Below are 14,277 nucleotides of genomic sequence, written 5' to 3'. Positions count from 1 at the left end.
AGAATATTTTTCCAATTGCAAAGAAAAAAGATAAACAAATAACTCTCTGCCATTGAAGTCTGAAACGATAACAATATTATCCCAAAATCGCCCCTCCTGCACTCAGGAGAGGCGATTCTATACTATTTTTTCATCCTATTGGACGATTTTTGCCTGATTGGAACTTTTTACGAAATACTGATTGAAGACGATTCCCAACACAATCATCACCAGTCCGATGTAAGTAGTAAACACAATCTGCTCGCCCAGCACAACAGAAATGAAGAACAATGACATGAAGGGCGACAAGTAACACAACTGGTTTATCAATGCCGGATTGGAAGTTTTCCGCATGGCCAGTCCGAAGAAAATAAAAGGAATTCCCATTTCAAATCCTCCTACGTACATACCCGACAACACACCGGTCAGCGAGCTCAAGTTCAACCCGCAGAACAAAGCTCCTACCGACAAATAAACCGACCCAAACAAGAAGGTCAGAAACAAAACCACACTACCATCCGTCTGTACTTTATTCCGGTTATTCAGCATCCAGTAGGTAGCCCACAACACGGCACTCAGTGCCGCCAGCAAAAACCCCTCGGTTGATACGCTCATCTCTCCGTTAAATCCGGTACCGATTGAGATCAAAGCGACTCCTGCCAAAGAAACAAACATACCGATATATTTCTTCTTAGGTATAGGTTGTCCGGCAAACAAAGCCAGCAACATCAGCAGCACAATCGGCCAGGCATAATTAATAGGCTGCGCCACCTGCGCAGGAAGCAAATCGTATGCCTTGAATAATACCAAGTAATAAGCCACCGGATTCAGCAGTCCCAGTCCGGCATAATACAACCATTGTTTCCCTGTCAGATTTCCAAGCAATCTCCATTTCCGCTGTGCAGTCAGCAACACCGCAAATATCACCAGTGAAGTCAGGCTGGCCACCCACAACATCTCGAAATGCGTCAGATAACGCAAGGCCATCTTGAAAGCTGTAGCCACCGTCGACCAACTTAACACCGCCACGCAGGCACACGCAATCGCTTTACTATCGTTCGTCATCTCATTGCCTCCACTTCTTCCGTTGTCAAAGGAATCTTTTTACCCAGTCTCCGCGCTCCGGTAGCCGTAATCAGGTAATCCTCTTCATTACGCAGTCCCGTAAAATCCCGATAGGTTTCCAGTTTCTCATAATTGATGAAATCGGTAAAACGATGCTCAGCTTTCCAGTAATCCATCAGTTCCGGAATAAAATAGATACCCGGCTCAATGGTCAGCACAAAACCCGGTTCCAATTTACGAGCCAGACGCAACGACTTACGCCCGAACTGCGTACTCTTAGGCTGTCCGTCATAGCCAACCCATACCTCCCCGAGGTTTTCCATATCATGTACATCCAGTCCCATCATGTGTCCCAGTCCGCAAGGGAAGAACATGGCATGCGCCCCCTGTTCTACCGCATCTGCCGGATCTCCTTTCATCAGGCCCAGTCCTTTCAAGCCTTCACAAATTACCCGGCAGGACAAGTCATACACATCACGGAAATACACACCGGGCTTCAAGGCATTCACCGCCGCCTGATGCGCAGTCACCTGAATGTCATAAATATCCTTCTGCCGACTGGTAAATTTCTTTCCTGCACAGATGGTGGAAGACATATCACCTGCATACCCCATGGCCGTCTCTGCTCCGGCATCCACCAGCAACATATCCCCTTCCTTTACCGTATGCCCATGATAATGATTATGAAGAGTCTGTCCGCATACCGTAGCAATGGTCGGGAAAGACAAGTTACATCCATGCGCCTGAGCCACCGCTTCCAATGCCGCAGCCACCTCATACTCTTTCATACCGACACGCAGCACACGCATTGCTTCCAGATGCATTTCAGCCGTCACATCACATGCACGTTCAATCTCTGCTATCTCTTCTTCCGTCTTATAATTCCGCAGATTCACAACTCCTGTGATAAACGGAACAGAAGGCATCTCTGCTCCCGGCTTCACCCCTAACAAGTCCATCAGCTTCAGGCGATGCTCTGCCCGATAAGGCGGAAGATAATGCACCGTACGCTTCTGTGCCACCACCTTCTCTACATACTTCTTCAGTTCAGCTAATGGCAAGGTTTCCGTCACTCCTACCCGCTGTGCCTTCTCATGCAAAGTAGGTTGCGTTCCCATCCACACAATATGATCAATGGTCAGTTCATCACCAAAAATGATTTCACGGCCTTCGTCAATGTCAATTACAGCCGCCAAACCAGCGTATGACAATCCCCAGAAATAGAGAAATGAAGAATCCTGACGATAATTATACGTGTTATCTTCATAATTCATTCCACACTCGTCATTCCCTAAAAAGAGCAATAAGCCGGAGCCTACGCTCTCCTTCAATTGCCGCCTGCGAGCGACATACGTTTCTTTTGCAAACATACCCCAATAAAATTAGTTCTTTAAATCCGTTCCTTTCAGTCTGATGCGATAAGGCCACTGCGCATCTTTTTCCCCACTTTCCGGTGAGGGATTCATCCAATGCTCCTCTGGTGCCCCCATCACTACGAGCCACAAATATACTAACTTCTCGTTTTCAGGCACCTTAAAAGTGAGTTTTCCTTTTTTATCGGCAGACATTTCACCATATATACTCTTCCCATCGTCTTTGACGGCTACAAATCCATATCGCCAGCCTGCCTTTTCCGGATGTACCGATACATATCCGTTTTGCTTTCCATTTAATCCTTCAAACTGTAACTCCACCTTTGTTCCCGGTTCAGGCACCCTCAGCGGAATGGCATTAAATCCATAATTCTCCGGACAATTTTCGGCTGCCACCTGATACCATCCATCCGATTGGGCTGTCAATTTACAAGTGTACTGGTTCGCATAGGGGCGCGTATTCCTCCATACTCTGTCAAAATCCCAATTAATCAAATGCCGACAGGCATCAAACATCTCGTCACAGAAAGCTTCCTGCGCCAATCCCGTCATACGCTTGTAGGTCATTACCGGGTCTTCCCCTCTCTTGCCCTGCCGGAAAAGTTCTGCAATAATCGGGCGTCCTCGTTTCATTCCCCAATATTCCAGAATATACGGTGAATGATAAATATTCTCCAAGTGCAGATAAGCCTTGTGCGTCAACTTTGTAAAAGCTTCCCAGTGATAGCGTTCATCCGTCTGCCAGTCCGGATTCACCTGCCATAACATCCACTGCGATGCCATTTCGAAAAAACCGGAACCACCCCAGGCCTCTCCCTCTCCATCACACGAAATCTGTGCCTGAAAACTATGTCCTAATTCATGTGCCACGCAGTTCAACTTTTCATCCTGTATGCGATTAGGAGCCGCCCATAGCGCACCAATCTGCTGGTCATAATCCCCTCCGTAGGCCGTTCCCTCCAGCGAATAATTAATCATGACCATCATCCGGTAACGGTCGCTTTTCGAACCCGGTTTAGCAAACTGCAAAGAATCGCGGAAAAACGTATAGAAATATTCTAATTTGTCCGTCAAGTTATTCAAATCCACATGCATGTCATGCCCTTCCAATTGAGGAGGATTGGCCAAATCGTTGCCGAAACCCTTCTCCCAGAACACCGCCACATTGTCCGTACAGCACATCCGGTGATAGCTCCATTTGGAGTCCGGGTTCTGAAGGTCCATTCCCTGCAAATCTTTGGGGATGTAGATTTCCTTTCCTCTCAGCTTATTGTTACATAAATCAACGGGACATACCGATTGAGAAAAAGCGGCAGTAAAAACTGCCGCTAAAAAACATGTCCCTATTAGTCGTTTGCTCATTTGATACCAATATTAAAGACTAAAGTTATTACATATTGTTGTCCGCCCTTTGTATAAACCAAGGCTTCTTTCACCACATAATTATCACCCGAAGCTAATTTTCCCGGATATTGCCCGACAGAAAAACTAAAGTTTTTCGCATCATATTCCACATAGACCTTACTGTCATTATCACTTCCCCATCCAATGGGATTGCCAAGACTATCAAACCAGAAGCCGTACCCATTAGCAGTCGTATTATAATCCAAATTACCATCCGGCTTCACGGCAGCAAAAGCAATCTTTCCTTCCTGAGGTTCAGCCTTTGCTGATAACATGTTCGAAGTCAGTTGTGAGGGTTGCATAATAAGCGCCTGTGCCACTTTCGTAAGATCTCCATTTTCAGAAATGCTGACGGAAGTTCCATTATAATCCGTAGCACTTGCTGCAAATGATACATTATACGTCAGTGTCAAATTCTGAGGCTCTGCATCCGGGTCGATTGTAATATTTCCCAACAAATCAGTATTCTCGAATTTCACCTTATACGGGAACTGCTCATCAGTCAGTTCCTTTTCATCCCACGGATGGACTACATAATTCTGTGGTGCAGCCTGCACTATAAAATACAAACTCTGTGTACCAGCCGGAACAGTGAAGGAAACACGCCCGCTCTTATCGGAATTCGCTTCGCCATACTCCCGGCTTCCATCCTGTTTCAACGCCACGAAGCCATACATCCAGCCCATATTTCCGGCACTACCCGCCGTATTGTATTTTGTGGTTGTACCCTTCACAGCTTCCGATTCCATGTATTCACCCGGATCGTCCGCTGCCAAAGCTGCACCTGGTTCCAGTCCTACGAAATCGGCTGTCACCACCGTATTGCCAGCTTCCGGCAGATTCAAAGGAATCACATTAAAGCCTGTAGCCTCCGGACAATTGGCATAAGCCACCTGATAATAGTCTCCACTCGAATAGAACGTCGTGTGATACCGTCCGAGATACCCATCGGAATATTCACGTACCCCGTCGATGTCGAAAGTAGCCATCCGGCTGGCATAATCATACAACTCTTCTTTCGTCTTGTTCCAATCGTTGTTGCAATACAACCGTGTATAAGCCGAAATGGCATCCTCCGGATAAACAGAACCTTTCCATATATTACCAATCGTCTCAATACCGTGTTTCATAGTCCAATAAGACTGCAACCAATAACTGGCATAACGCATCCATTCATTTTCAAAATGACGATGATTATTACTCAACCAGACGTCAAAGTTATAAGAGGTAAACATCTCCTCCGGATAATCCTGGAACGACTGCCACTGCGCACACTGTTCCCAGAAGCCATTTCCGCCATTGCTTCCTTCATACCCATAGCGGAAACCCGACTTAAGATCATCAGTTCCTCCCTGACATAACTTATCGCAATACACCTGATACTGGAAACTATGCCCGATTTCATGCGCAATAGTAGAGCCTACAGGCTGGCATGTACTCGGATTTACCCACAAGGCCCCGATGGTATTATCATATCCGGATCCAGTGGCAAGCCATTCTTCCTGATACAACAGATAAATTTCCATCTTGTAGCGGTCCAGGAACGATTTGCCCTGTCCGGTTTCCGCAAACTTCAACTTTTCTATATTGGTCTTATAGAACTGCTCAGCCTTTTCCAAAAGGTCATCGATATCTACTCTCAAATTAGCAGGAACTGTTTCCGCATTAGGGTCATCACCAAAACCAGCTTCCCAGAATACGAAGAAATGCTCACTTTGTTTGGAGCGGAACCATGACCATTTGGCATCACTTCGGAGCATATCCATCCCCTCAAATTCAGCCGGTTTGTAATATTTGTCGAAATCCTTTATATTATCTTCAGGCATAACCTGCAACATGTTTTCATTCTCCTCTTTTTGAGGAACCTTATCACTACAACTCCACAACAGGCAGAACAAAAGCAATAAACACACAGTTACAGATATATCCAGATTTTTCACTGATTTAAAATACATAAAGACTTAACTTTTTATTACTAAATCGATAAATAAAAACGCCCTGACAAATTTTATCAGGACGTTTTTTTATTTAAGGGGATGATATTCTTCAAAATATCCATCTTTCCCTTATTATACTATTCTACAATATTGCAAGTTACAACAAAACGGAAGAATTTGGTTGCATCAGTAGTATCAACAAATCCAAAACTGCAATTATATTGTTTACCAACTGGCGTTTCTGGCATGCAACATAATTTTACACAACTCTTACTTACCTCATCAGAGTCAGGTTTAAAATTAGCACATACTACACCAGGGTAAGCACATACCTTACCAGCTTCATCAAACCAATATCCTGCAGGTTGCTCACCTGTATAAGCACTTTCTGTATCCCATACACCAGTTGTTGGGTCTGCCGCATAAAACTTAATTGTACCCTCGTCAAATGCTGTAATAAATTCGTCCAATGTCATTTCAAACACAGCAGCAATATTTTCTTCAATTGAGGTCAACAAAATATCATCTGCAGTATAATCTGTATTAGGAAGCTCTACAGTAGCAACAGCAACACTGGGGTCCGTCACACTGGCATTCAACGTAAAGCGTACATAATTATCATAATCCGGGCCGTTTTTAGCAAATCCAACTTCTAATGCCAACACTGTACCAGCGGTAATTCCACCTTCCGTTAACTCGAAAACCAGCTCTTTATTGGTCTTATCCAATACAACAGATGCTTTACAAGCCTCATCATCCTGCGCACAAGGCTGGTTCGCCGAGTTGAAATACCAACCAGCATCGTCCTTGTTATATGGCGTCTTTAACCACTGATTACGAGTCGTATTAATCGGATAGAAAACGGTCTCGCCTGTGCTCAATCCATCAATCACAGCATCTACACTCATACCCATCTTTTCTTCAAACTTTGCAGCATAGTCCGAAAGCTTTACTGTATATGAATGTTCTCCATTTACTTCCAAGGCACCAGTAGCAGAAATCTGAGCTTCTGTGTCAATCTTTAAATAAGGGTTTTCATTTTCCCCATAAACATGTTTTGAAGTAGCATCATTGTAATCGTCACTACATGCTGTAAATGCGAGCAACGAACAGCAGCAAAATGCTAATAATATATTCTTTTTCATGATAAATCTTTTTTAAGTGTTTTCATTAACCTCCATAACCCGGATTTTGTTTCAACTTCAAGTTTCCTTCCAGGAATGTCTTATGAATCGGGAAGATATCACAATGATTATCATTCACATCTTCTTTACGGTCTTTACAGAACCAAGATTTGCCATTGAACACATTCTGTCCGTTCGTCATACGGAAACGAATCAAGTCCTGGCGACGATGATGTTCTGCTACAAACTCCCATGCCAAATCATCCAATAATCCACCTAAAATAATATCAGCGCCACCTTCTTCTGTAGTTACCCAATTATCCGGCTCATCTTGTTTGGCTGTATTTTCACGATGACCATATTTATACACGCTACCACCTTTCAATTGAGCAACCGTACGAGTAGCTTTTTCCGGATTATCTTTAAAAGCACGCCGACGTACTTCTGTAACCAGATTAGCTGCATCTTGTTCGGTCTCACCATTATATCCACCTAAACGTAACAAACATTCAGCTTTCATCATCATAGCATCTGCCAACCGGAAGAAAGGAACATCGTCGTAAGAAGTACCCCAGTCGCCCGATTTGATTTCATATTTTACCAAACGGGCTCCCTCCATCGGATAACATCCGGGATTATCTGTACTACGAATTTCACGTGTATAGTTCAAAGGTTTTCCATCAACATAAATAGTATTACCATTCATATCTTTCTGTTCACCTTCAATCCAACAGTCTGTAAAACGTGTATCATCCGGATCATAAGTTTCCAGGAACTGTGGCAAAGCTGCACTTCCGCCTGTAGCCCATCCGGTAAATCCCCATGTCGCACGCCCTGCTTCGTTCATCCATTTATTGGCATAATAGTTACCACCTGCATACAAATATTCAAATGGTATGCCGAAAATAATTTCCGGAGACGTAGAAATATCTTCCTTAAAGTTATCCGAATAATTCGGTGCCAATGAGAACGGACCGGCTAATACCTGATTTAATTCATCAATACATTTCTGATAATAAGAATCATCCGAATGGTCATTAAACCATGCGTTATGATTCAGATACATTTTAGCAAGAATCATGTGTACCGCATAGTTATTGATTTCACCCATTCTCACTTCATCACCGCACTTATCTTTAATGTCATTCAGTTCCGTAATCAGAAAATCCCAAACCTCCTGCGGTTTAGCTTGCTCGGGTTGCCAGCCAGCCGGATGATCATACGTAGTATCCAATGGAATGTTACGGAACAAATCAAACAAAATGTAATAATACAATGCACGATAAGCACGAAGTTGTGCAACTGATGTTTCTGACTCCTGTACAGCCTTATCCGCCAAAAGTTTATTGCAAGCATTAATACCTTCATAAGCATATTGCCATTCAGTCCACAAATGGTCAATCTGTGAATGGAAATTGTGCTCATGCATAGCAATATAAAGATCTCCCCATCCCACTCCAATTCGCAAAGGAGTAGTCCACAGATCAGAGGTCTCATCCATCACATCTGCATAACCATTCCATCCCCAATACAAGCTACGCAAGGAAGAATATACAGGAGCAAACATGGCAGCAGCATCCTTATCTGTAAATTCGTACTTTTCAGATGCCAGCTCACTATAAATAGTTTCGCTCAAATCAGTACAGCTATTCAGTGAGAGCATACTTGCACCGATTACTGTTCCGAGTAATGATTTATATAAATTTGATTTCATATCGATTCAATATTAGAAAGTTAAGTTCAAACCAAAGGTAAACGAACGAATGGATGGATATTTATCACGCGCATCAATACCTGCAAAAGTAGGATACCAGTTGGACAACTCTGGATCCAATCCAGAATAACCAGTAATACAGAACAAGTTATCACCAGACAAATAAGCACGTACCCCCTTGATGTATTTATTGTTCTTCTTTATTGGGAAAGTATAGCCAATAGTAAGGTTCGTCAACTTCAAGAAATCACCATCTTCCAAATAATAACTTACAAAAGTCTGAGGCTGAGAAGAAGACAATGTATACTGTCCACCATAAGGAGCTTCCTCAACAGATTTCAATCGGTTGTATGCAATAGAATTGTTTTCATAGAAAGCACGAGGCTCATTCAAAATCTTGAATCCCAATTGGCTGGTAAACTGCATACTCAAATCCCAGTTTTTATAAGACAAATTATTTGTCCATCCCAAATAGACTTTAGGCAGACCGCTACCCAAGTACTGACGATATTCATCATTTTTCAACTGATCATTAGAGAATTCTACAACCTCTCCATCTGGTTTTTCAATCAGGAACAGACCATTCTCGGATACACCAACAGATTTCAATCCATAAAATTCTCCCAAAGCTCTACCTTCTTCCATACGGTGAGTAGAAATACTAATAGGTTCCCCCAGTCCCCCGGTATCCATAAAGCTGTTAGATTCATACATATCGTTAGACAAACTCAACAACTTATTTTTATTAGCAGAAACTGTAACAACAGTTTTCCATTCAAAGTCTTTGGTACGCACCGGAACTGCATTTACAGCAACTTCGATACCTTGATTTCGTACAGAACCCGCATTAGCCAAAGTCTTATTATACAAATTCGGAGGAGTAGGTACCGTGTACAAGAACAACAAATCAGTTGTTTTCTTGTTATACAAGTCAATAGAACCACCCAAACGATTATCCAATACACTCCAATCTAAACCCACATTGAATTCCGTAGATTTTTCCCAACGAAGATCCGGATTCGGATTAGAACTTACAGATAAACCTGGTAACCATTTACCATCACTATAATAATAGGAACTGCCATAAGCGTACTTTGTCAATGAAATATACGGATCATTCGGTATAACACCAGTAATACCAAAACCTGCACGCAATTTCAAATTATTTAGCCAAGTAATGCCTTTCATAAACTCCTCATTACTGATAGTCCATCCTAATGAAGCAGAAGGGAACGTACCCCACTTATTGTTATCTCCAAACTTGGAAGAACCTTCCCGACGTACACTCACCAACAAATTATAACGATTATCGTAGGCATAACTTACACGGGCAAAGAAACCAATTAAAGTATTTTCACTGGCACTACTGCCCATTCCTGCTTTACCTTCCTTCAAAGCCTGACCTATACCCAAATTATTCCATTGGAAGAAGTCTGTTGGAAAATTATAGTTATTAGCATAATTTTGTTCATATTTGTAATACTGGTAACTATAACCCACCATTGCATTCATACGATGCTTACCTACATTCAAATCATATTTAGAAGTAAGCTCCAAATTATTCTGAAAGCTTTCACTATTTGTGTGATAAGCATATCCTGTCCATTGGCTCAATTGGTTCCCATAATAATCAGAAGTATTATACCCCTTATCGTGAGCACCAAAACGACTGGTAGCTAACATCAAATTGGTTTGCCATCCTTTAATGGGTTCAAAAGTAATATTACCAGCAGCACGAGTCTCTTCGTAAGTATAATTACCCAAACGTTCTTCCAACATTCCTACCGGATTATAGTAGTAGTTTACCCCGAAATCTTCATTATAAGAACCATCTTCGTTATAAATCGGAGCTGTCGGATTACGTGCAATTGCCTGACGGTAGATATTTGATTGGTCTGTGGCTGTAGCATTGGTTGCACTATTCTTATGCCATTTCTTGACCATATTCAAATTAACCTTCAACATATCATTCAGCATCCAGTGAGAAACATCAAAACGCATACGGATATCTTCTGCATACGTATTCATAATCACACCGTCTTCCTTACGATAAGTAAAGTCTGCTGAATAAGTAGTCTGTTTTGTACCTCCAGAAATATTAAAGTTGTGATTATGAGTAAAACCGGTACGGCTGATGGCATCCAGCCAATCAGTATCATACCCTTTGTCTGTAAAGTTTGTTTTCCCGGCACGTACATCTTCTGCAGTCATAAAATCCAGTTTCTTGCCAAACTGAGAAGCAGAAACGTAGCCCGAATAAGAAGCAGTAGTATGTGCCTCACGCTTACCGGTTTTTGTAGTTATCAAAATCACACCGTTTGCACCTCGTGTACCATAGATAGCTGCGGCAGAAGCATCCTTCAACACATCGATAGCTTCAATATTTTCAGGAGCGACTGTACTTAAATCTCCTTCCACTCCATCTATCAGAATCAAAGGAGTTGTACTACCATTTACGGAGATAACACCACGCAGACGGATGGCAGAAGTCGCATTCGGGTCACCAGAACCTTTTGCAATACTCAAACCAGCCACCTTACCTTTAATCAAATCGGCCGCATCGCCTACCTTACCCACTGTAAAGTCTTCCGCTTTTACAGAAGCAATCGCACTGGTCACATCACCTTTACGCTGCGTACCGTAACCAATTACCACGACTTCGTCCATCACTTCCGTATCTTCCTTCAAGGTAATGACAGCACCTGCCTTCAACTGACTGACAGGAATTTCCTGCGTCTTATAACCGATGTAGCTAATTTGAAGTACTGATTTGGCTGATACATTTAAGCTAAAATTCCCATCAAAATCAGTAATCGTACCATTGGAAGTGCCTTTCTCCATAATATTTGCACCAATAATGGACTCACCTTTTGAATCAACCACCTTACCAGAGATAGCCTTTTGTTGCAAGACAGTCTCCACAACCGGTGCTCCAACAGATTCCGCATAGGTTGCCATAGGTAAACAACCTGCAGAAAGCACTACACATGCCGACACTTTTACAAATGCACGACTAAACAACATGCGATTTAACTGTGTATTCATCTTGTTTATATTTAAGGGTTAATAAATCACTCTACTTTCCATTCAATAATACCTCCCGAAGCTCCTTTCTGAAGCTGTGCCGAGATTTTCAGTCCGGTAGTCTGGACTGGCTTGAAGTTTACTACATTGTATTTGTCCTTTTCTACCCCATATTTATCACTCGTTTCTACTTCTTTCCAGCTGTTTCCAGACTTGTAATACAATGTCCAGCTTTGCGGTACACGGAAATCACCGTCGTAATGATCAAAATCCAGCCAGTAAACTTCCACTTTCGATACGGTGTAAGGTTTGTCGAATTCGTAGGCCAGAGACTCCATCGTACCATTCTTCAACCACCAGTAGAAATAGGGCTTGGAAGTATCTGAAGAACGTTTCGGCTCCCACTGGTCGTTCACGCCCCATGCGTAGGACATCACAGCTGCCGACTCGGGCGCATCTTTCTGGATTGCAGCCTGAATGGTGAATGTCTGTGCCTTTGAAGCAATAGTCGGCTCAGGAGTTGGAATTGCATATTCTTTTGATTCCGGAATCCATACTTCCATCTGGTCGGCTCCGCGGTTGTTCCATGTAGAATAAGGAATGGCCTTGAATGCAACATCTTTCACTGTACCGTCTTTTTCAACTTCCTTTGCGGTACCTTTCAATACCATCACCCCGTTCAACAGATTGGCTTCGTAAGAAGCTTCTATCGGAGTATCATTCGGAATAAATTTATTGAATACGATGCTATCAGGCTGATCCTTTCCTTCCAGACAGAACATAATCGGTCCACGTTCCAATGCTACCATTCCACGGTCTACTTCCACTTTATCGTTGGCTTTGATACGGCGAACGTCCATCGGCATTTCCAGTTCAATTACATCACCAGCTTTCCATGTGCGTACGATGGTTTCGTAGCCGTCACCTTCTGCTCCACGTGTAGCCGAGCCGTTTACCTTCAATGTATATTTCTTGGCCGCATCGGTATATGCATACAGGTCAGAAGCTACAGGAGCAGCTTTTGTCCATCCTGGGATACGGAGGCGGATAGCAAATTTGCCTTCTTTTTCAGGAGTAACCTTAATGGTTACTTTTCCGTTCCACGGATATTCAGTAGTCTGTTCCAATGTCACCTTATTATCTGCGGTCTGCATTTCTGCCTTACCCTGGATATAGAGGTTCACATAAATGTCATTCTGCTGGGTGGCATACGCATAGCTTGGTACGGAAGCCATAAAGCGGGTTACATTACCCGGACAGCAGGCACAACCAAACCAGCGTTGGCGTTCGTGTTCGCCCATTGATTCCAGCGGATTGTCATAAAAGAATTTGTCACCGCTCAGAGAAACACCTGAAATCACGCCATTATACAAGGCACGTTCCAATACATCCACATACTTGGAATCACCTGTGGCCAGGAACATACGGTAGTTCCAATACACATTGGCAATGGCTGCACAGGTCTCACAATAAGCGGTATGATTCTGCAATTCATAATTCGGGCCGAAACCTTCTCCCTGAGCTCTGGAACCCATACCTCCAGTAATATACAGTTTCTTGCTCACCAAGTTATCCCACAAACGGGTCAACGCATGAAAATAAGCCGTATCATTTGTCAGAGCTGCCACATCGGCTACACCAGAATAGAGGTATCCGGCACGTACCGCATGACCTACAATTTCATCCTGCTGAAGAATAGGTTTATGGTCCTGACTGTATTCATTCAGTTTATGACCGTCTGTACCACGTCCGGTTTCTTCCACAAAATAACGGGCCATGTCAAGGTATTTCTTGTCACCCGTTACCTTATATAATTTACACAATGCCATTTCCACGATAGGATGGCCCGAGGGCACATGTTTCTGTCCTTCACCCGGTCCGAACACCTTGCAAACCAGGTCGGCATTCTTGATGGCTACATCAAGGAATGTACGCTTGCCCGTAGCCCGATAATGTGCTACGGCAGCCTCATACATGTGACCACTGTTATACAACTCATGACTGTTCAGTTTCTCCCATTTGGAACGTCCCCACCAGCCAGAAAGCCGGTAACACTTGTTTGTCACACAGGTAGTCAGGTATCCGTCCGGTTCCTGAGCTGCCGCTATAACATTGATTACGCTATCCAGGTAATGGTCAAGCTGAGGGTCATACTTCACTGCCAATGAATAAGAGGCTCCTTCTATTACCTTATACGGGTCAGTATCATCAAAGGAGAAATCACCACGATGTTCCCCCTTCTTCAATCCGCCTGCAATAGCAAAATTGTCGAAACGGCCGTTCTTCTCACATTCCTTGAAAGCAGAAGGAATGGAAACCGTACGGTTTGTTTCAATACGGGGCAACCAAAAGCCATCGTTAATATGCACTTGGGTAAACGGTACTTCCTGAATAGGAGCATCCGGTTGCTGGTAGGCCGGTTTCGTGCAGGAAGTGATTCCCAACACGGCGACGCCACTCATCAATATCAAAAGCCTGTTCTTCATATTATATAAATTGGGTTCTTTATTCGTTTGTTGCAAATGTAGAAGTTAAGAAAGTAAAGCGATAAAAATATCATCCATTCATCTACAAAAATAGTCGGCAACATGCCAACCACTACAAAAACCTAGCGCACTGATAACAAGTGTATTACATTATATTATTGGATTTATTTA

At 43.1% G+C, this 14,277-nt stretch carries 8 protein-coding genes; all 8 read right to left on the bottom strand.

The window, feature by feature from the left end:
• Nucleotides 1-135 precede the first annotated feature (135 nt).
• The gene (locus ACMJ0U_RS05625; protein ID WP_178269882.1) at nt 136-1,044 is read right to left on the bottom strand and encodes an EamA family transporter; all 909 of its coding nucleotides are present in this window, start codon (nt 1,042-1,044) and stop codon (nt 136-138) included.
• Nucleotides 1,041-2,414 (bottom strand): aminopeptidase P family protein, encoded by a 1,374-nt coding sequence (locus tag ACMJ0U_RS05620; protein ID WP_417128732.1) that lies wholly within the window; start codon nt 2,412-2,414, stop codon nt 1,041-1,043. Before ACMJ0U_RS05620 ends, ACMJ0U_RS05625 begins: the two co-directional genes overlap by 4 nt.
• A gap of 12 nt (nt 2,415-2,426) precedes the next feature.
• Nucleotides 2,427-3,779 carry a DUF6055 domain-containing protein gene (locus ACMJ0U_RS05615; protein ID WP_417128730.1) on the bottom strand — a complete coding sequence of 451 codons (1,353 nt, stop codon included), beginning with the start codon at nt 3,777-3,779 and terminating at the stop codon, nt 2,427-2,429.
• A complete protein-coding gene (locus tag ACMJ0U_RS05610) occupies nt 3,776-5,776 on the bottom strand; it encodes a DUF4859 domain-containing protein (RefSeq protein WP_417128729.1) in 2,001 nt (666 codons plus the stop codon). Before ACMJ0U_RS05610 ends, ACMJ0U_RS05615 begins: the two co-directional genes overlap by 4 nt.
• Nucleotides 5,777-5,895: 119 nt before the next feature.
• Entirely contained in the window at nt 5,896-6,903 is a 1,008-nt protein-coding gene (locus ACMJ0U_RS05605; protein WP_417128728.1) for a DUF4859 domain-containing protein, read from the bottom strand.
• A gap of 25 nt (nt 6,904-6,928) precedes the next feature.
• The gene (locus ACMJ0U_RS05600; RefSeq protein ID WP_417128726.1) at nt 6,929-8,596 is read right to left on the bottom strand and encodes a RagB/SusD family nutrient uptake outer membrane protein; all 1,668 of its coding nucleotides are present in this window, start codon (nt 8,594-8,596) and stop codon (nt 6,929-6,931) included.
• 12 nt (nt 8,597-8,608) lie between these two features.
• On the bottom strand, nt 8,609-11,641 hold the full coding sequence (locus ACMJ0U_RS05595) for a SusC/RagA family TonB-linked outer membrane protein (protein ID WP_417128725.1): 3,033 nt from the start codon (nt 11,639-11,641) through the stop codon (nt 8,609-8,611).
• A 26-nt stretch (nt 11,642-11,667) separates the two neighbouring features.
• On the bottom strand, nt 11,668-14,106 hold the full coding sequence (locus ACMJ0U_RS05590) for a glycoside hydrolase family 127 protein (RefSeq protein WP_417128723.1): 2,439 nt from the start codon (nt 14,104-14,106) through the stop codon (nt 11,668-11,670).
• Between the last annotated feature and the right edge of the window lie 171 nt (nt 14,107-14,277).

It is taken from the genome of Phocaeicola sp., from assembly GCF_048170425.1.
In the GTDB taxonomy this organism is placed as follows: Bacteria; Bacteroidota; Bacteroidia; order Bacteroidales; family Bacteroidaceae; genus Phocaeicola.
The sequence above is the reverse complement of the archived record's forward strand: the minus strand, read 5'-3'. Positions and strand labels throughout refer to the sequence as shown.

Excerpts from the sequence above, each read along its gene's own strand:
- ACMJ0U_RS05620 (WP_417128732.1), bottom strand. The coding sequence starts at position 2,414 with ATGTTTGCAAAAGAAACGTATGTCGCTCGCAGGCGGCAATTGAAGGAG.
- ACMJ0U_RS05625 (WP_178269882.1), bottom strand. The coding sequence starts at position 1,044 with ATGACGAACGATAGTAAAGCGATTGCGTGTGCCTGCGTGGCGGTGTTA.
- ACMJ0U_RS05590 (WP_417128723.1), bottom strand. The coding sequence starts at position 14,106 with ATGAAGAACAGGCTTTTGATATTGATGAGTGGCGTCGCCGTGTTGGGA.
- ACMJ0U_RS05600 (WP_417128726.1), bottom strand. The coding sequence starts at position 8,596 with ATGAAATCAAATTTATATAAATCATTACTCGGAACAGTAATCGGTGCA.
- ACMJ0U_RS05605 (WP_417128728.1), bottom strand. The coding sequence starts at position 6,903 with ATGAAAAAGAATATATTATTAGCATTTTGCTGCTGTTCGTTGCTCGCA.
- ACMJ0U_RS05595 (WP_417128725.1), bottom strand. The coding sequence starts at position 11,641 with ATGAATACACAGTTAAATCGCATGTTGTTTAGTCGTGCATTTGTAAAA.
- ACMJ0U_RS05615 (WP_417128730.1), bottom strand. The coding sequence starts at position 3,779 with ATGAGCAAACGACTAATAGGGACATGTTTTTTAGCGGCAGTTTTTACT.
- ACMJ0U_RS05610 (WP_417128729.1), bottom strand. The coding sequence starts at position 5,776 with ATGTATTTTAAATCAGTGAAAAATCTGGATATATCTGTAACTGTGTGT.